15 protein-coding genes are annotated in these 18946 nt (G+C 53.2%); 11 read left to right on the forward strand and 4 right to left on the reverse strand.

The window, feature by feature from the left end; genetic code table 11:
• Positions 1 to 568: 568 nt before the first annotated feature.
• The 10 genes from P8N76_25355 (at position 569) to P8N76_25400 (ending at position 15222) form a co-directional block, all read left to right on the forward strand.
• The gene (locus P8N76_25355; protein ID MDG2385024.1) at positions 569 to 1345 is read left to right on the forward strand and encodes a hypothetical protein; all 777 of its coding nucleotides are present in this window, start codon (positions 569 to 571) and stop codon (positions 1343 to 1345) included.
• Positions 1346 to 1664: 319 nt separating this feature from the next.
• Complete coding sequence (locus tag P8N76_25360; GenBank protein ID MDG2385025.1) at positions 1665 to 2984, forward strand: DNA polymerase Y family protein; 1320 nt, start codon at positions 1665 to 1667, stop codon at positions 2982 to 2984.
• Positions 2981 to 6133, forward strand: coding sequence for an error-prone DNA polymerase (locus tag P8N76_25365; GenBank protein MDG2385026.1), 3153 nt, complete (start codon positions 2981 to 2983; stop codon positions 6131 to 6133). Before P8N76_25360 ends, P8N76_25365 begins: the two co-directional genes overlap by 4 nt.
• 100 nt (positions 6134 to 6233) lie before the next feature.
• A complete protein-coding gene (locus P8N76_25370; protein ID MDG2385027.1) occupies positions 6234 to 7382 on the forward strand; it encodes a hypothetical protein in 1149 nt (382 codons plus the stop codon).
• 69 nt (positions 7383 to 7451) lie between these two features.
• Complete coding sequence (locus P8N76_25375) at positions 7452 to 8657, forward strand: PQQ-binding-like beta-propeller repeat protein (protein ID MDG2385028.1); 1206 nt, start codon at positions 7452 to 7454, stop codon at positions 8655 to 8657.
• Positions 8658 to 8665: 8 nt separating this feature from the next.
• Positions 8666 to 9940 carry a 3-phosphoshikimate 1-carboxyvinyltransferase gene (gene aroA / locus P8N76_25380; GenBank protein ID MDG2385029.1) on the forward strand — a complete coding sequence of 425 codons (1275 nt, stop codon included), beginning with the start codon at positions 8666 to 8668 and terminating at the stop codon, positions 9938 to 9940.
• A 968-nt stretch (positions 9941 to 10908) separates the two neighbouring features.
• The gene (locus tag P8N76_25385) at positions 10909 to 11817 is read left to right on the forward strand and encodes a hypothetical protein (GenBank protein MDG2385030.1); all 909 of its coding nucleotides are present in this window, start codon (positions 10909 to 10911) and stop codon (positions 11815 to 11817) included.
• Positions 11810 to 12556, forward strand: coding sequence for an ABC transporter ATP-binding protein (locus P8N76_25390; protein ID MDG2385031.1), 747 nt, complete (start codon positions 11810 to 11812; stop codon positions 12554 to 12556). The genes P8N76_25385 and P8N76_25390 overlap by 8 nt, the downstream gene beginning before the upstream one ends.
• A gap of 32 nt (positions 12557 to 12588) precedes the next feature.
• Positions 12589 to 14328 (forward strand): hypothetical protein, encoded by a 1740-nt coding sequence (locus P8N76_25395; GenBank protein MDG2385032.1) that lies wholly within the window; start codon positions 12589 to 12591, stop codon positions 14326 to 14328.
• Positions 14329 to 14721: 393 nt separating this feature from the next.
• On the forward strand, positions 14722 to 15222 hold the full coding sequence (locus tag P8N76_25400; protein ID MDG2385033.1) for a CPBP family glutamic-type intramembrane protease: 501 nt from the start codon (positions 14722 to 14724) through the stop codon (positions 15220 to 15222).
• A gap of 158 nt (positions 15223 to 15380) precedes the next feature.
• Here the strand turns inward: P8N76_25400 and P8N76_25405 are convergent, their stop codons facing one another.
• On the reverse strand, positions 15381 to 16100 hold the full coding sequence (locus P8N76_25405) for a CPBP family intramembrane metalloprotease (GenBank protein ID MDG2385034.1): 720 nt from the start codon (positions 16098 to 16100) through the stop codon (positions 15381 to 15383).
• Between the two features lie 317 nt (positions 16101 to 16417).
• Between P8N76_25405 and P8N76_25410 the strand changes: the two genes are divergently transcribed.
• On the forward strand, positions 16418 to 16672 hold the full coding sequence (locus P8N76_25410; GenBank protein ID MDG2385035.1) for a hypothetical protein: 255 nt from the start codon (positions 16418 to 16420) through the stop codon (positions 16670 to 16672).
• Positions 16673 to 16722: 50 nt separating this feature from the next.
• Here P8N76_25410 and P8N76_25415 read toward each other — a convergent pair whose 3' ends face one another.
• From P8N76_25415 to dnaJ, 3 genes are read right to left on the reverse strand one after another with little or no spacing between them, the layout of a single operon-like run.
• The gene (locus P8N76_25415) at positions 16723 to 17022 is read right to left on the reverse strand and encodes a zinc ribbon domain-containing protein (protein MDG2385036.1); all 300 of its coding nucleotides are present in this window, start codon (positions 17020 to 17022) and stop codon (positions 16723 to 16725) included.
• A 49-nt stretch (positions 17023 to 17071) separates the two neighbouring features.
• Entirely contained in the window at positions 17072 to 17617 is a 546-nt protein-coding gene (gene grpE / locus P8N76_25420; GenBank protein ID MDG2385037.1) for a nucleotide exchange factor GrpE, read from the reverse strand.
• 11 nt (positions 17618 to 17628) lie between these two features.
• Positions 17629 to 18783, reverse strand: a complete 1155-nt coding sequence (gene dnaJ, locus P8N76_25425) for a molecular chaperone DnaJ (GenBank protein ID MDG2385038.1) — start codon at positions 18781 to 18783, stop codon at positions 17629 to 17631.
• Positions 18784 to 18946: the final 163 nt, after the last annotated feature.

Below are 18946 nucleotides of genomic sequence, written 5' to 3' on the forward strand. Positions count from 1 at the left end.
TGTAGCAAACGTGTAGCAAACGTGTAGCAAACGTGTAGCAAACGTGTAGCAAACGTGTAGCAAACGTGTAGCAAACGTGTAGCAAACGTGTAGCAAACGTGTAGCAAACGTGTAGCAATGGTCTCTGGAACACCCATCACAGCGGGCTTGAACGCCGGGACGCTCCCAACTGCTCAGAGTTTTCTTCGATAAACATCGATAAACATCGATAAACATCAATAAACATCAATAAACTTCGCGAACCGGTTGCCAGATATTCTCCGCCTCTGCATAGCTGGCAGCGTAATTGGGGTGACCTTTCAGAACTGGCAAGTAGGAGCATGATGTGCGTGTTGGCTTCGGCCGGAAGGTATCCGCACCACTTAGCGAGCAAAGGCCTTTTCTTGCATTGCCGGAAGAGATACCCCACAAGCTTCGAACGCAGGAAGAGTTCAAAACTGCCGCAGATCGCCTATCGGCATCGCAAGCTGCGGCAGCATTCCGCAAAATCCCAGTCCTTTTCTTCTCATGTCGCGGTTGACTTCAGTACGATACATTTGTACAGTATCGAGCAACCTTGGACTTCACCATGACATCCACTCCAGATCCTCTGCCGTCCGCTGCTTCCAATGCGCAAATTGTGCACGCCCTGCAGCAGCAAGTTAGCGGTGTTCGACACGATTTTTCGGCGGATGATTCAGAGCGAATCTCAAGCGGCTGCGTTGCCCTAGACAGACAACTTCCTCAGCAAGGTTTTCGGCAAGGCAGTCTAATTGAGTGGCTATCGGACCAGCCAGGAAGCGGTGCAGAGCTTTTATCGCTGCTGGCAGCGAGGCAAGCGTTGCAGCAGGGTGGTGCGATGGTGGTATTAGACCAAGCCAAGTTATTCTATCCTCCTGCAGCCGCCGCCTGGGGGATCGATTTGGACAAGCTGATTTTAATTCATACGACACAATCGCAAGATACCCACTGGGCACTCGACCAAGCTCTACGCTGTCGTGGAGTGGCCGTTGTCTGGAGCTGGCTAGGGCAGCTCGACAATCGCTGGTTTCGCCGCTTTCAATTGGCAGCGGAAAGCAGTGGCTGCCTAGGCTTGCTCCTGCGATCATCTCGGGCGCGAGATCGTCCAACTTGGTCCGATTTGCAATTGCAAGTTAGACCGCAATATTGTCAAGCGGGACGTCGCTTCCAATTGGAGTTGGTGCGTTGTCGAGGGCAGGGTAGCCCATTTGTCATGGAACTGGAAATGAATGAGTTGACCGGTGAATTACGAGAGGTCAAATCAAACAGCCATGAAACGAGTGCTTTGCATCTGGCTACCCAATTGGCCCATCCAACGACTTGTCGTCGCTCGACCCGAGCTTAGGAAAAACGCGATTGTCCTCTACTCGCGTGATTCGCGTCGTGGCCAATGCGTCGTATTTTGCTCCAAGCTGGCGAAACAGATCGGCGTTCGTGTTGGCATGCCTTTGGCCGAAGTTACGACGTTAACGCGGCATCACAGAAATTCTCCGAACCGTCACAGAGGATCGGCAACAGACCCAAATACAAACTTCGCAAGTGATTCAATCGCAACCTCTAGATCAGCTAACCACTGGCAACTGACTCTCGAAGCTCATGACTCTCAAACCGATCTCCAGATACTTCAACAACTGGCCCAGTGGTGCGAGCAATTCAGTCCAATCGTGGGACTGGATCCTGCCCAATCACCCACCGGATTGCTATTGGATGTGACTGGTATCGGTCATCTGTTTGGAGGTGATCAAGCACTTGCCGAGCGAGTCGTGCTTTCGCTGCGCGGACAAGGCTATTGGCCTCGAGTGGCGATCGCGAGCACCGTTGGGGCAGCTTGGGGGTTAGCCCACTATGGACGAGAACCATCCAGCACTATCTCCCCCCATCGCGATGCTGACATCAACAATGGTAGCAGTTCGAATGACGCGAATGCTCCCATCGCTCTGCCAACTCCCCAAGTGGTCTCAACCCGAAAAACCTCCGAAGCGATCGCCCCCTTGTCAATTGCAGCGTTGCGAATTTCGCAGACGTCAATTGAATTACTTCATCGATTAGGCGTCGACCGTATCGAACAATTGCTAACACTGCCACGAGATGAATTAGCGGCTCGCCTGGGCGACGAGGTCACCACGCGACTCGATCAAGCTTTGGGGAACAGCGATGAAATCATTTTGGCCCACCAACCACCTACTGATTTCCAAACGGAATGGGCACTGGAGCATCCAACCGATCAACAACAGGTACTCTTGCAGGCGATCAAACACTTGACGCACCATTTGGCCCACCTATTACAAGCTCAAAATCAAGGCGCATTGCAAATCAATTGCACTTTTCATATGGGGGCTAAGTTCATCACGATTACGGCTGGTCTTTTTCGACCGACAGCTGTTGCGGACCATTTATTTCAACTACTAAGCATGCAACTCGAATCGTGTCAGTTGCCGGGTTCGGTGAGCAAGATCGTGTTGGCAGCAATTCATACCGCACGTTTGATTTATGAACAGCAAGCACTTTGGCAGGATGACAACCACGAACAACCGCACGTTTTAGCCGAGCTGATTGACCGTTTGAGCAGTCGACTTGGGCCTGCGACAATCCTGGCCGCACGTTTGCGTTCCAGTGCATTGCCAGAAGAAGGCTACGCTTTGATTCCTTTGACGGGCCCCGGGGCTTCGCTAGCGAGATTAAATTCAGCAGCCGGAAAGCGAGCTCCATTCCAGGCTGGACACCGGCCCTTGCAACTCTTACATCCGCCCCAACCTCTGAACGTTGTCAGTGTGACTCCGAATGGCCCCCCGACCTACTTTGATCATGCAGGCAAACGCCAGCAAGTCGGCCGTCATTGGGGCCCCGAGCGAATTGAGACAGCCTGGTGGCAAGGGAGCTGTATTCGACGTGACTACTATCGAGTCGAATGTGAATCGGGCTGTCGCTTTTGGATTTTCCGACAACTGAACGATCAATCTTGGCACTTGCACGGAAGGTTTTGAGCTCCTTAACAGACTCCATCATGTACGTCGAACTCCACTGCAAATCAAACTTTTCGTTTCTCGAAGGCGCTTCTCATGCAGATGAGTTGATTGCTCGCGCCAAACGACTTGGATATGCCAGCATGGCAATCACCGATCGAAATAGTTTGTCGGGAATTGTACGAGCCCACGCCGCTGCCAAAGAACATCAACTTCCTTTGATTATTGGTGCCGAGATTGCACTTCAAGATGCGACATCGGTCGTTGTCTGGGTGACCAATCGTCAAGCCTATGGCCAACTTACGCAACTCCTCACTTGCGGATTGCGTCGAGCCCCCAAAGGCGAATGCTGGCTCACGCGAAACGATCTTGCCGAACACGCCAAGGGACTGCTCGCAGGAATTCTGCCGAACCCATCCAACTCACTCCAACTCAATGAGGATTGCCAGGTATACCGGGATATTTTTGCGGATCGCTTGTATTTATTGGCCGAATTCCACGCAAGCGTTGACGACCAACAGCGACTCCACTCGCTTGTTGATCTTTCTGACCGTACTCACATCCCTTTGTTATCGGCCGGCGATGTCCATTACCATTCGCCGGCGAGACTCCCTCTTCACGACGTACTAACCGCCATCCGGCATGGCACAACCGTCGATGAAGCGGGCGACTTACTCTTTCCCAATGCTGAACGTCACCTGAAATCACTCGACGATCTCACAACCAGATTTTCTGCAATTCCTGCTGCGATGAACCGCACGCTTGAGGTCGCGGATCGCTGCCACTTTTCCTTGGATGAGCTGCGTTATGAGTACCCCGAGGAACTCGCACCCCAAGGTCTGACACCCCTTCAATATCTGACGCAATTAACTTGGGAGGGTGCCAGACGTCGCTATCCCAACGGCATTCCCACCAACGTCCGCCAACTGCTCCATCACGAATTACAGCTAATTGGCGAATTGCAATACGAAGCCTACTTCCTGACCGTATGGGATCTCGTCCGCTTTGCTCGTCAGCAAGGCATTCTTTGTCAAGGACGAGGCTCGGCAGCGAATTCGGCAGTCTGCTTCTGCTTAAATGTAACGGCCGTGGATCCAGCGCATGCCAACCTCTTGTTTGAACGCTTCGTAAGCCGCGAACGCAATGAAGCTCCCGATATCGACGTCGATTTCGAGCATGAGCGGCGCGAAGAAGTCATTCAATATCTGTATCAAAAATATGGACGCGACCGTGCTGGGCTTGCTGCAGAAGTCATTACCTACCGCAGCCGCTCCGCCATTCGCGATGTAGGAAAAGCCCTGGGGTTATCCCTCGACCGAGTTGACGCCCTGGCAAAACAAGTCGACGGGTACACTCAAGACGCTGATTTTGAAACACGCTGTCGCCAGGTTGGAATCGATCCCACATCCGACCGCGGTCGGCAACTGGTGCACTTGGTCGACGAATTGATCGGCTTCCCTCGACACCTCTCTCAACACGTCGGCGGCATGGTAATGACGCGAGGTCCACTTTGCGAACTCGTCCCTATCGAAAATGCGGCAATGGCCAATCGCACTGTCATTTCTTGGGACAAGAACGATCTGGATACATTGGGGATTCTGAAAGTCGATTGCCTGGCGTTAGGCATGCTGACCGCCATCCGCAAAATGTTCCAAATGATCCAAAAGCATCATGACAGAGAGCTCAGCTTGGCGAATATACCACCCGCCGATCCCGACGTGTATGACATGATCTGTCGTGCTGAAACCATGGGCGTATTTCAAATTGAGAGTCGCGCTCAGATGAGTATGCTCCCGCGACTCCGCCCACGTTGTTACTACGACCTTGTTGTGGAAGTAGCCATCGTTCGACCGGGGCCTATTCAGGGACAAATGGTGCATCCTTATCTCCGCCGGCGCATGGGACTGGAACAAGCAACTTATCCGAACGCCGAAATCAAAGCGGTCTTACAAAAAACGTTGGGCGTACCAATCTTTCAAGAACAAGCCATGCGATTGGCGGTTGTCGCCGCAGGCTTTACACCTGGCGAAGCCGACCAACTGCGTCGTGCTATGGGAGCTTGGCGCAAATCGGGAGTCATTGACCAATTCCGACAGAAACTGCGTGAGGGCATGCTTCGTCGCGGTTTGTCGCAAACATTTGCCGAACAGGTCTTCCAACAAATTCGTGGTTTTGGCGAATATGGCTTCCCCGAATCTCACGCGGCCAGTTTTGCGTTACTGGTTTACGTATCCGCTTGGCTCAAACATCACTACCCGGCTGCCTTTACCGCTGCACTCATCAACAGCCAACCGATGGGATTCTATTCTCCATCGCAACTCGTGCGCGACCTGAAGCAAAGAGAGATTCAGGTACTGCCGATTGACATCAACCACAGTGAGTGGAACTGCACGTTGGAACCGAGCGAAGTCGCTATGAAATCTACCCGCCCCCTCGCTCTGCGACTCGGTATGCGATTGATCCGTGGATTCTCCCAGTCACACGCGGACGTGATTACCGATGTTCGCGGCGAACATCGCTTTCGCTCTCTCGACGACTTCGCCAAACGGACTCGTCTGAATCAATCCGTCATCGTCCGCCTTAGTCAAGCAGATTGCTTCGCCTCGCTGGGTCAAAATCGACGTAAGGCGCTGTGGGAAGCTCTTGGCCAGGAACGCTCCGCAAGCAATCTGCCTCTATTCCAAAATCTTCCCGCCGAAGACGATTCGCAGATTGAACTTCCTCCCATGGAATCCAGTGAAGACGTGTTCGCCGATTATGATAGTACGGGTTTGTCGTTAAAGGCACATCCGATGTCGTTCTATCGCAGTCAACTCGATCAGATATCGGTAACGGCTGCCGATCAACTCTACGCTCGCAAACACAATCAATGGACCCTTGTGGCGGGAATCGTCCTTCTTCGGCAACGCCCCAGCACTGCCAAGGGAATCACTTTTGTGACCCTTGAAGACGAAACCGGGGTGATGAATCTCGTCCTCCACCCACACATCTGGCAGAAGTTTTATCCGATCGCTCGTCGCAGTTCAGCCTGGCTCGCTCACGGACGCGTCGAAACCCGCCATTCTGTAATCCACTTGATTGTTCAACGGCTGGAAGATCTGGCACAACAACTTGCTCAGCTGCAACGCCATCCCGCGCCGGTACGCCTCTCGTCGCGAGATTTTCGTTGAACCATTGCATTCCGTCCTGATCGGGCTGCAAGCAGGCTAAAATCTCGATACAATGCGGGCTCTCACAGCCCCTCACCGTCCGACCCAGGAGACCAGCAACATGCAACTACCCGCAAAATACGTGATGCTGATCCTATTTGTGATTCAGCTCCATCCTTTCGCGTTTGCGGAAAATCCTGCTGGCCCAGCAACCGGATTATCAAACGCACTCCAACAGATCCAACAACTTGGGCCTCAGGGATCCGGCCACCGAGAAGCCATCTTGGCCTGGCAGCAAATCGCCAGCCGCCCAGCGTCGGATCTTCCAGCCATTCTTTCCGGCATGTCCGATGACAATCCCTTGGCCGATAACTGGATCCGCGCAGCAGTCGACGCGATCAGTGAACGCGTCCTCCAAGCCAACCAGGCCTATCCTGTCGCCGAACTGGAGGCATACCTCGAAGACCGATCACATGCCCCACGCAGTCGTCGGCTCGCCTACGAATGGATTGTGAGAGCGGACCCCGCGGCCCAATCACGCATCATTCCTAGTTTGATCGACGATCCAAGCTTGGAACTCCGGAGAGAGGCCGTATCGGCTCTGCAAACTCGAGCTGATCAGGCGAAGACCGATGGGAAGCAAGGTGCCGCCATCGCGATGTATCGCAGTTCGCTCGAAGCCGCTCGCGATGTCGACCAAATTGATACGGCTACCAAGCAATTACGTGAATTGGGCGAAACGGTCGATCTGCCGGAACATTTCGGATTCATCATGAACTGGCATCTCATCGCACCCTTTGATAACACCAATCAAGCTGGCTTTGACAAAGCGTATCCGCCGGAAAAAACCATCGATCTAGCGGGTAGCTATGAAGGAAAGGATGGCACAGTAACCTGGATCGAACACACCACCGAAGATGAATTCGGAAAAGTCAATCTGAATACTGCACTCGAAAAACACAAAGGCGCCATCGCCTACGCGGTCGCTATCTTTGAATCGGAAGACGCACGGCCAGTTGACCTTCGACTGGGCTGCATCAATGCCAACAAGATCTGGCTCAATGGCCAAGAACTCACCGCCAATGACGTCTACCACGCGGGTCAAGGCATCGATCAATATGTTGGCACGGGGCAATTAAAGGCAGGAAGAAACATAATTCTGCTTAAGATCTGTCAAAATGAGCAAACCGAATCATGGGCCCAAGATTGGGAATTTCAGCTCCGAGTTTGCGACCACCTAGGAACGGCTGTCCTTGCCACAGACCGCTAATTTCAATCCCTTCAGCCACGCGAATTCCTGTTCGACTACCTTCCTCCTTGCATCGACCGGGGTGAACTCATGTATCGCCAATCATTCTTTTTCGTCGCAGCCCTGATCACCGTCAGCCTTACCGGCGCGGACTGGACTCAATTTCGCGGATCAACCGCCAACAGCGTTGCTGATGCCGACACTCAGCTACCCTTAAAATGGACTGATTCCAAAAACATTGCCTGGCGGGCCGACCTACCCGGCCGCGGACCCTCGAGTCCGATCGTGGTCGACGGTCGGGTGATCGTGACCTGCTCGAGCGGTCAAAAGCAAGATCGACTTCATGTCGTCAGTTTTGACGCCACCAGTGGTGAGAAACAGTGGGAACGGCAATTCTGGGCCACCGGACGAACCCGTTCACATCCAAGCAGTGCCAATGCTGCACCTACTCCGGCCAGTGATGGCAAACACATTTTCGCCTTTTTCTCCTCAAACGATTTGGTCTGCCTGGATCTGGAAGGCAATTTAAAATGGTACCGCGGTCTTGCTTATGATTTCCCGAAAGCAGGAAACGACGTGGGCATGGCATCGTCGCCTGCAGTTGCCGGAGAGACGGTGGTGGTGCAAATTGAAAACCAAGGCGATTCCTTCGTCTCCGGAATTAACACGGCAACAGGCGAAACTCGCTGGCGCATCGCACGTCCCAATCGAGCCAACTGGTCATCCCCGGTGACCATGACCGATGCTGAAGGCAACCCACTCGTTCTGCTGAAATCGGACGACGGCCTCGACGCTCATCACCTCGAGACAGGTGAAAAGATGTGGAGCTTCACGGGTAGTGCAGGAGGGATCCCGTCGATTGTGACCGATGGTTCCCTCATCTACTTGCCCGCTGATGGCATGACGGTGCTCCAAGCGACCGGGGGAAAGAACGAACCCACGGTCGTCTGGACTTCGCCTCGCCTGCGTCCGGGTCCGGCGAGTCCCATTATTCACGGCGATCGAATATTTGCTGTGAATCGGTCGGGTGTTGTGACCTGTGCCAACCTTAAAGATGGAGAGGTTCAATGGCAATTAAGACTCAAGGGTAGCTTTTGGGCGACGCCGATCTTAGCCAACGGCTATCTTTACTGCATCAACGATGTCGGTTCCGCTCAGGTCGTTAGCCTGGGAGATAAAGGCGAACTTGTCGCAACGTCGGAATTCGACGACACGATCCAGGGTTCACCCGCCGTCGCGGATAATGCCATGTACGTTCGTAGCGACAAATTCCTCTGGAAAGTTTCCGACCAGTAAGGCTGTTAATGGCTGACTCGATTCGCATTCCCCTCGTCGACAGGGTCGTTGGCTCGATCCGCCCTCCCGGATCGAAAAGCATCACCAACCGAGCACTCGTCTGCGCGGCACTCGGTAGAGGCGAGTCCACCTTACGCGGTGCACTTGATAGTGATGACACGCGAGTCATGATCGACGGACTGAACCAACTCGGTATTCGAGTTACGAACGAAGCAGATCGGACCTTGCTTCGTGTGAAGGGATGTAACGGTCAAATCCCCGCGTCCTCCGCTGATCTGTTCGTGGGGAACAGCGGCACCACGATGCGTTTTTTGACGGCCCTCGTGACGCTCGGAAACGGCGACTTTCGCCTCGACGGAGTTACCCGAATGCGGGAACGTCCGATTCGAGATCTGTTAGACGCCTTACGCCCGCTGGGCGCTGATCTCAAAACGGAACTCACCGAAAACTGTCCACCCGTCAACGTCAAAGCATGCGGACTCACCGGCGGCACCACCTCGATTCGAGGTGACATTTCGAGTCAGTATTTGAGCGGTTTGCTGATGGCTGCCCCCTACGCAGGTAACGAAGTGCTCATTCACATCGACGGAGAGCTCGTCTCTCGCCCCTACGTCGATATGACCAGCCGTGTGATGGAGTCATTCGGCGTGTCAGTCAAAAACGAATCGTCCGCGTTGAGAATCTCTGCCGGGCAACGGTATCAAGGACTGGACTACCGCATTGAACCCGATGCATCCGCAGCCAGTTATTTTTGGGCTGCGGCAGCAGTAACGGGTGGTGATGTTACCGTGGAAGGTTTGACACCCGAAGCGATGCAAGGTGATGTGGCCTTCTGCCAATGCCTTGCCCAAATGGGCTGCTCGATCGAGGCCTTAGAGAACGGAATTCGTGTGCAAGGAGCAAAGCTGACCGGTATCGATATCAACATGAATGCCATTAGCGATACCGTGCAAACCCTGGCAGCGGTTGCCCTCTTCGCCAACGGGAAAACGCGGATTCGAGGCGTCGAACATAATCGCCACAAGGAAACCGACCGAATCCGAGACCTCGCAACGGAATTACGCAAACTGGGCGCGGAGGTGACCGAATTCGTCGACGGACTTGAAATCGTGCCACGCGATCTCCACGGGGCAGAGATCGACACCTACGACGATCATCGGATGGCAATGAGTCTCGCGATCGCCGGACTGCGGATCCCCAAGGTGGTGATCCGAGACCCCAGCTGTACGAGTAAAACCTACCCGCTCTTCTTCGATGATCTGCAGCAGCTGTGCAACAACTAGCTATAACGGGTGGATCGCTAAACCCGTACTCGAACGGATTCCAGCAACTCGTCTGCTCGTTGAAGTAACTTCACCCCTGAGTCACTCGTCTCGGTGAAGTGGCCGGCAGGATCACTGGCTTCAAATGCCCCACGACAGTGTCTGCATGCAACTGATCGTCCTAGGTACTCCACACGAACCTGAAGAGTTCGACCACACCTCGGACAGTCCTGGTAATAATAGGCACTCCTTGGCATATCTCGTATCTCCTTATTGTCGCTCGGTTAGGAAGCGGTCAAGGGACGTCAACATAACAAAGTCGCCTCCGAGGCTCAATAAAAGTTGACCCGATTCCCGAGATGTAAAGAGATTTTGGTGCAGAAAATACATATGGTACCCAAGAAGCGACTTCGGCAAAGCTGTTTTATTAACCGGCTGGAGACTGTTGTAGCTCCTCTAATGCCTTGTTATTCCAATGTTTCCGTTCATTCAATCTAACCGTCAAAACGAAGCGGGCAAAACAGGCATCTCAAGCTTTTGAGCCAACCAGCGCGGCCACCACAGACAACAAGGACGCAAGGCCACTCGCTCTGGTTCGCCGAGATTAAAAAGAACGAACAGAAAAGCGGCTCTAGGATCATTTTCCTAAACCTTAGCGGGCCAGGTGTTGCAAAAAGACAACGCCTACACCTGCTTCGGAGATCAGTCAGTCGACAAAAATCGGCTCATTTTCTTGAATCGTTGTGACAGGCGGCTGTTGGAGTTGATGGCTCTGTTCAGTTACTTGATTCGGCTTTCCCACTTCACCCGCGGCTGTTCGCCCTGTGGACAACCGTTTTCTACACGATTTTGGGGGGCTATGTCGGATAGGATTGCGCTCCTTCCCGCGAGCGTTATGCTGCTACAATGTCTTCGATCTTCATCAACACCCTTGTCCCACGACCATGCGACCGATCCCCGTCCTCATCCTGTTATTTTGGTTAGCGTCGATGGCTTGGCTGACCACGACAAAGCTGATCCCGCCGTTACGAACGGGCTCGCCTCCACGTTACGAGGACGTCTTGCCATCGGAGGCGGTGCAACTGCCGCCCGAGCGATGGTCGATCCGGCTGAATCAACGGGTGATTGGAGTGGCATTGAACCGAATCCGTCGAGATCCGGACGGCCGCGGGTCAATTTCCAGCAGCGTCACAATTCCGGAATTGTCGCTCCAAGACTTGGTCAACCAACAATTTGGTGGACTGAGTGCTTCGTTGCTAACCGGATTTGGGAGCGATTCGGCAGACGCACAACCACTCCGCTTCCACCTCGAGAATGAGATGTCGTTTGACCATTTTGGAGAGCTCACCGGATTCGACTGTTTGGTTGATGTGGCCGATTTGCAAGATTGTATAACGCTACGTGGAACGGTTCTTGATGACAAGCTGCAATTGGTAGCCTACCTGAAGTTACCCGACGCGAATTCGGATGAAGAGCCGGTGCCGAAAGTGGTTCACAAAGGTCAGATCAAGCTTCCACCCGACAGCCTATTGGCCGATTCGCTTTCCCCTCGCTCTCGCTTTGGTCAGTTACGTGTTGGGCAAACCTGGACGTTTCAATCCTACCGGCCGCTTACGCCGACCCACCCTCTTCAGTCGATCGAAGCGACGGTTGAATCCAGAGAGATGATTGAGTGGAATTCCGAGCAGATTCGTGCTTATCACGTCGTCTACCGTCGCCCAGTCGGCGTCATCTTGAACATTGACCAGACTCTTGGCCATGTCTGGGTTCGTTCCGATGGTCAAGTGCTGCGACAAAGCGTCCGCTGGGGTTCCTTGGAATTGACCTTCGAGCGACTCCCTTCATCCCCCGAAGAGGCGAGGAATTCTCCGGCAGTAGAGGAACGTACCGATGATTGAAATTAGGAGTGTGACAAAACGATACGATGACAAAACGGCTGTTAATGGCCTCACCCTTGACGTACCCCGGGGTGAAGTGTTCGCTTTTCTGGGCCCGAATGGAGCCGGCAAGACAACCACGATTAAAATGATGGTGGGTTTGCTGACACCGGACGAAGGCACAATTTCAATTGGGGGCCACCACACCGTCGCGGAGCCGCGACGGGCCGCAGCTCAAGTCGGGTACATCCCGGACCAACCCCATCTCTACGACAAACTAACGGGTCGGGAATTCTTGCATTTCATGGCGGGAATGTACGGCATGGAAGGCGACGATGCTTTACAGGAGATCGAGCATCAAATTCAGTTTTTCGATCTAACCAGCTTCGTCGATCTACTCTCGGAAACCTACTCCCACGGCATGAAACAGCGCCTCGTGCTTGCGGCTGCGATGGTGCATCGGCCCGACCTGCTTATCCTCGACGAACCAATGGTGGGCCTTGATCCGCAAAGCATGCGTTTAGTCAAAGACCTACTCAAGACCAAATCGCAACAAGGCGTCACGATCTTCATGTCGACGCACACTCTCACGCTCGCCGAAGAAATTGCCGATCGCATCGGAGTGATTCAACACGGAGAAATCCAATTCCTAGGCACCGTCAACGAATTGAAAGTCAAACGGAATCAAGAAGGGGCGTCACTTGAGGGAGTCTTCCTGGACTTAACTAGCGAAGCCCTCAGCGCCGACCGCACCGTTTAAATTCCCCACCTATTTTTGCTACGGCGCCACGCATGAAGACCCACCATTGCGAGATCCGTCCCAATCGCAGAACGGAGGCCGCACTATTCGGCAGACTGCGAAAACAACTGATGCTGGCCACCTTTCGGCAATTTCTACATGGTTCAAGGCTGAGAATCTTTTTGTTAGCCGTTCTGACGTTGACCTTTTGGCTTGGTATGTTCGTGCTATTCCATGAAGGTTTTGCCTTGCTTGAATCGGCAGTCGGGCACGAAGCAACGCTCGCCCGCACGGTTCACGCCGTCTACAACGTTTTCTTTTTGTCACTGTTATTTATGGTCGGCGTTTCCTCCGGCATTTTATATTACGGATCGGTTTACAAGAGCGAGGAAGTCAGCCTGCTGCTTACGACGCCGGCTCGAACATCACGGATTGCCATCTATAAATACCAGGAATCGATGCTACTCGCTTGCTGGGGATTCATTTTGATCGGCAGCCCACTGCTGGTTGCTTACGGCGTCGTGAATCAGGCTCCCTGGAATTACTATGCGTTACTGCTGCCTTTTTTACTCTCGTTCTCGGCAATCGCAGCAGGACTCGGAGTGATCGGCTGTACGATCCTGATCTATTTCGCACCCCGCTTGCGACTCCATGGCTTGGCGATTCTCATCACCGCGGCGGTCGCCATGATGTGCTACTTTGCCTGGGCAGCATTCAGCGGTCGCGACGACGACATCCTCAGCGTGCTTTGGCTGCAACAGATGCTCAACAAGTTCCAGCTTGCCGAACAGCGTGTGCTGCCAAGCTGGTGGTTAAGCACGGGACTGCTAGAGGCAGCTCACTCCACCCCGAAAGGAGCAATCGACTCGATCGGCTTACTCTGCGTATTGATTTCGAATGGCCTGCTGATCACATTGATCATCGGAGCACTCAGCGACAAACTGCTGCGCAAAAGCTTCGGAAGCCTCAGTGGAGGTCCACGGCAATCATTTGGCATTCAGCTCAAATGGCTCGATCGCCTGACACAACGCATCTTGAATCCACTTCCCGTGCCCATGCAACTGATCCTTCTAAAAGACTTACGGCTTTTCCGTCGCGACCCGTTGCAGTGGACCCAGTTCCTTCTCTTCTTCGGTTTGCTTTGCTTGTACTTCTTCTACGTCCGACGTTTCAACTATGGCACCGCTTTGACCGGATGGATGACGATGATCGGATTCATGAATCTGGCGGTCGTTGGCTTGATTCTCTCCACCTTCACGACGAGATTCGTATTCCCGATGATTAGCATGGAAGGCTTTCGCTTTTGGATTTTGGGCACACTGCCGATCAATCGGTCGACCATTTTGTGGAGCAAATTCCTTTTTGCGTCGGTTGTCTGCTGCCTCCCCTGTTCCGTACTCATTCTATTGAGCGACCTCGCATTGCAACTTTGGACGCGAACCCCATTGTCTGTCATCCTGCATCAAGTCTTATGTTTGTGTATGGGCTTCGGGCTCGCAGGCCTCTCTGTTGGACTAGGCGCCTATCTCCCCAATCTCCAGGAAGCCTCGCCCGCCAAGATTGCGGCCGGATTTGGCGGCACACTAACATTGGTCTTGAGTGCCATTTTGATTGTCACCGTGGTGATGCCACCCGCCATCGCCACCTACTTTTGGGTCACAGCAGAACAAGTTCGCTGGCAAACCATGGGCCTTGTAATTACGATGACCAGCTCAATCGCTGTCTCGGTTCTCTGCACGGTCATTCCGATGCGTCTCGGCTTTCGGGCTTTTCGCCAGATGGAAATGTGCTGATCATGGCAGACAAATGAGGATACTCCTACTTCAGAAACATTGCATCGTCAACGCAGTGATTTTCCTTTTGTCTTCTTCGTCCGCTTCTTCTTTGCCCCCTTCAAATCTGCTTGACTGCCTAACGCCGCTCAAAACCCTGATTTTGCGAGCAAGTCACCCCTTGCAATTCCGTGATCATGCAAAGCAGCCCGTTTCCCGTCTCAAAATATTCGAAACCGATTCTGTTCAGCACCGCCTTTGCATGCGATAAGACACTTAGATTTCATGCAGCCCTTGACGAAGGGCCGTCACCAAAAACCTCAATGAATTGAGAGAGGAAAAGTGAACCGCCATGATGCGACCCCAGCGGTTTCCTCGTGGAAAATGGGAGTTGTCTACTGGGTGTGAATCCTTGTGGCATGGGTATCCTATGTGGTTTTGCTCTATCCGCTTCTTCCTGCAGGACAGAGTTCGTTAAAAGGCTGCATACGGATAGGTGTTTTCGTTGTACCCGTGTTGCTCATTTTGCATCGCGACACAGTATCGCCCTGGAAGACGCTCGGATTCTGTGGAAATTGCCGAAAACGTATCGCCGTAGGCCTCTTCACCGGAATGCTCTGGATATCCATCACGACATCCCTTGACCTCTTTGTTTTGGGAAAGAAAATCACTTTGCCGCTAGCGACATTTCCAGCAATTGGGAACCTCGTGCTTACGATCGCAGCCGAAGAGGTCGCGTTTCGCTCGTATTTGCCTCAGGCGTTTAGTAAATGGGGAACAACGACCGCCATCTCGTTGTCGTCTCTTGCCTTTGTGAGTTTTCACGTCCCCGGATGGTATTTGCTGCAAATGATGCCGTCCGCATCGGCTGGGTTTTGGCATCTGCTACCCCCTTTATTCTTGGCACTCTACTAGGCCTTTTGTTTGTAAAACCCCGCAGTATCTGGGCCTGCATGATCGTCCACCTCGCGAACAACGTTGTGGCGTTCCTATTAACCTAAATAAGCCGACTAGCTGATTTCAATCAGATGCTACGCGTCTCTGGCTGCCGCAATCTTGGAGAGATCCTCTCGCTAGAGAGTCGATCGAATCACGTTAAAGCCAAGCAGAAAAATGCCGGCATCTACGATCAAATGACTGATCCAAGGCGCGGCAAGGCTGTTCGTGCGTTCATAAAGCCAAGCCCAAACAAATCCACCAACGGCCACTGATGCGGCAAGCAAATAGGTCAACGGTGACCACCAGCCAAAATACACTGCCAACACGATCACGTGATGAGCCATAAATCCAAGGCTTGAAACCAAAGCGGCAAACACAAAGGAACGAGTTTGTCGCAACTGACCAAAAACGAACCAACGCCAATAGTACTCCTCGAGAAATGAATGGCACACGGAGTAGAACATGGCCAGCCCAACAAAAGCACCAACCGATCCGATCCCAAAACCACTCACTTTTTCCTGGATCTGCAGTCGAGCTTCGTCAAACAATCCAAACCGAAGTAGGACAAGTTGATAAAACAAAAACATCGCCCCAACCACCAATAAGCCGAAGCCCATACCAAGAGCCAAACCGTCAGTCGACGGGATCCGCAGCTTAAACTTGCAGCGTTGCACGCAGACGAACCAGAAAACTGGAAAGCCAAACTGAACTGCCTTACCGATCGCATAGACCAACTGTTGAGCAGACCCAGAGTTTTCCCCAAGAGCAACGAAGTAGATCCAGGTCAGCACCGTGGGAAACACAATGGCAAACAGAAGGGCCAGCCGGTTCCGACGTAAAGGAGAATTTGTCACTCGATTTCCTCGATAGGTTATCTCGCCAACGATCTAATCCAACGCCAGGATGAGACGCATTAAGACACTATCTGCCCAGGCTCGCCTCCTAAGCCTCCTCCTACTCAAGAGCCCACTCCACGACCGTTCATTCCAACTTTCCTAGTCGTGATGCACACGGGCCGTTAAACCCGGCAACCTAGAGCCGCCTTACCGCCTGGGCAAGATCATCCGGCAAAGCAGTTTGCACCTCAGGTTTCGATACCAATGGTCGATCTGCCTTAAAGCAAGTCGCCTAGCATCCCATTAACGCCTTCATTTCCTCCCTGGAACCATCTATGCTGCCGCGTCGAATTCGAGACATGATCAAAGATACGTTTTTGAAGCTCAAACGTGATGGCTGCGAAATAACCACTGAATCGCTGCTGATCCGCAACGGTCATTACTGTGGTCATCGTTTCGAGAGCGGACCTCTCTCAGCCGTTTGGTTTTGCGAAGAAGATCAGATCAAGTTCCACGGAAAAGATGGTGACCTGCTCATGGTGATGAAGCCAAGTACAGTGGGTACCGCCGCTGCCCAGCGAGCGGCCTAATGACCGGGCGGCTTTGAAACCCGGACCCGGATTGGCACCAAGATTTGAGACTAGCTGTCTTTCTTAGGCGATTTTTTGGTGCCCGAGTCTTTCTTTTCAGACTTTTTGTCCGCACTCTTCTTATCACGGGCCTCCTTCTCGGCCTTTGCACCTTTTTTGTAGGATTCACTGCGGTAGTCTGTTTCGTAAAATCCAGATCCCTTGAAGACAACAGCAGCTCCGGTGCCGAACAGTCGTCGCAACTTTTGCTTACCACATTCGGGACATTTGCGTTTCACCGGCTCGCTAATCGACTGAAACAGTTCAAACTCATGCCCGCAAGCGTCACATTCGTAATCGTAGGTCGGCATCTTTTATTCTCAATTCGTAATGGCCGGAACCAATTTAAGACTCGTCTGATTAGGCGGTCGGCGGACCCGATGAGACAACCACCTGGGCAGCGCGAAGCAAACGGTCATGAAGCTTATAGCCGCTCAAATGCACACGGCTGACGACACCTTTAGGCAACTCTTGGCTGGGCTCTTCGGCGATCGCTTCATGCACTGCCGGGTCAAACGGATCACCCACGACACCCACCTGTGGGCAATGATGCTGCTTGAGCACTTCGAGTAGTTGGTGGTAAACCATTTCAAATCCCTGCAACAGTCCCGCTCCATCGCCAGCCTGCTTGCCAGCCTCGATGGCTCGCTGGATGTTGTCCAGCACCGGCAGCAGATCTCCCAGGAGCGACTGTGTCGCGAAGCGCCGCTCGTCTTCAACATCGCGTCGCGTGCGCCGACGAAAGTTTTCCATTTCGGCCTGTGAACGCAGAACCCGATCCTGGGCCTCGGCTAATTCGGACTTCAATCGCTCGAGTTCCGCGCTGCCAGCATCATCTCCGTTCGGGCTGTCTTTTGCATCCGCCCCCGCGTCGTTAGGGACATTATCTTCGAATGGTTCGGTCACAATTCAATCTCCTATTCCGCCGAATTAATTTTTTCCGCTGGCGTCAGGTAGTCTTTGAGTTTGTCGAGAAATGATTTTCGTCGGGGGCTTACATTCGTATGCTCCAAATCGGCAAGCTCTCGCAGTAACTCCTCTTCGCGTTCGGATAGTTTTTTGGGAACTTCGACGTGGGCTTGTACGAGTAAGTCACCGACGGCGCCCCCGCGAGGATCAGACAACCCTCGTTGACGCAGTCGAAATACCTCGCCGGACTGTGTACCGGCGGGGACCTTCAATGTGTCCGGCCCATCCAGCGTTGGGATCTCGATATCTGCCCCTAACACTGCCTGGGTGTAGGCGATCGGCAATTCGACAAACAGATGGGATCCATCACGCTTAAACAACGGATGCGGTTTGACGCGAATCAGACAATAACAATCTCCAGGCGGTCCACCATCTCGACTCGGCTCTCCCTCACCCGACAAGCGAACTCGCATTCCATCATCAACCCCTGCTGGAATCGCAACCTCAAGTTCCACCTGATTGGCAAGTGCTCCGGCGCCGTGACAAAAATCACACGGATCGCTAATCACTTTTCCGGCGCCGTGACATGTCGGGCAAGTCGTTTGCACTCGGAGGATGCCAGCCGATTGGACCACCTGGCCATGACCATTGCATCGTCGGCAGGTTTCGCCGGACGCGCCGGGCTTGCTACCGGACCCACGACAGCTCTCGCATGCCTCATGCCGCCCAAAATGCACTTTCTTCGTCACACCCTGGGCCGCTTCATTGAGCGTGAGTGCAACCTCACATTTCACATCATTCCCTCGATGTCGGCGAGCGCCCCGTCCGCGCCCCCCTCCGAAGATATCTCCGAAGACGCCGCCTCCGCCAAACAGATCCCCGAAGGCGTCGAAAATATCCTCGACATTATCGAAGCCGGCGTGCCCACCTGAATTCTGTACTCCCGCATGCCCATAACGGTCGTATCGACTCCGCTTTTCCCCATCGCTGAGAACTTCGTAGGCTTCGGCCGCCTCTTTGAACAGGAGGGTCGCCTCTTCATCTCCCGGATTGCTATCCGGATGGAACTTAATCGCCAGTTGTCGGTAAGCAACCGAGATCTCACGATCCGAGGCTTCCCGAATGATACCGAGCACCTCGTAATAATCACGCTTGGTCGACATGAACGCTATCTTTGTTATTCAAAACGAGTCCGTTCCAGCAGCACCCCGCATAACACGTTTCGGGGGCAGCCCGCACAAACCGGAAATTAGAAACAATTGAGCTGATCCTGAGTGGGAAGAAGCTCCTCAGTTGGAGTTCTCTCCAATCATGAAACGGGCCACC

The organism is Pirellulaceae bacterium (genome assembly GCA_029243025.1).
GTDB lineage: Bacteria > Planctomycetota > Planctomycetia > Pirellulales > Pirellulaceae.

Bases quoted from the DNA above. Each gene is read 5' to 3' on its own strand.
- P8N76_25355 (MDG2385024.1), top strand. From the start codon at position 569: ATGACATCCACTCCAGATCCTCTGCCGTCCGCTGCTTCCAATGCGCAA.
- P8N76_25395 (MDG2385032.1), top strand. From the start codon at position 12,589: ATGAAGACCCACCATTGCGAGATCCGTCCCAATCGCAGAACGGAGGCC.
- aroA (MDG2385029.1), top strand. From the start codon at position 8,666: ATGGCTGACTCGATTCGCATTCCCCTCGTCGACAGGGTCGTTGGCTCG.
- P8N76_25375 (MDG2385028.1), top strand. From the start codon at position 7,452: ATGTATCGCCAATCATTCTTTTTCGTCGCAGCCCTGATCACCGTCAGC.
- P8N76_25390 (MDG2385031.1), top strand. From the start codon at position 11,810: ATGATTGAAATTAGGAGTGTGACAAAACGATACGATGACAAAACGGCT.
- dnaJ (MDG2385038.1), bottom strand. From the start codon at position 18,783: ATGTCGACCAAGCGTGATTATTACGAGGTGCTCGGTATCATTCGGGAA.
- P8N76_25415 (MDG2385036.1), bottom strand. From the start codon at position 17,022: ATGCCGACCTACGATTACGAATGTGACGCTTGCGGGCATGAGTTTGAA.
- P8N76_25370 (MDG2385027.1), top strand. From the start codon at position 6,234: ATGCAACTACCCGCAAAATACGTGATGCTGATCCTATTTGTGATTCAG.
- P8N76_25410 (MDG2385035.1), top strand. From the start codon at position 16,418: ATGCTGCCGCGTCGAATTCGAGACATGATCAAAGATACGTTTTTGAAG.
- P8N76_25385 (MDG2385030.1), top strand. From the start codon at position 10,909: ATGGCTTGGCTGACCACGACAAAGCTGATCCCGCCGTTACGAACGGGC.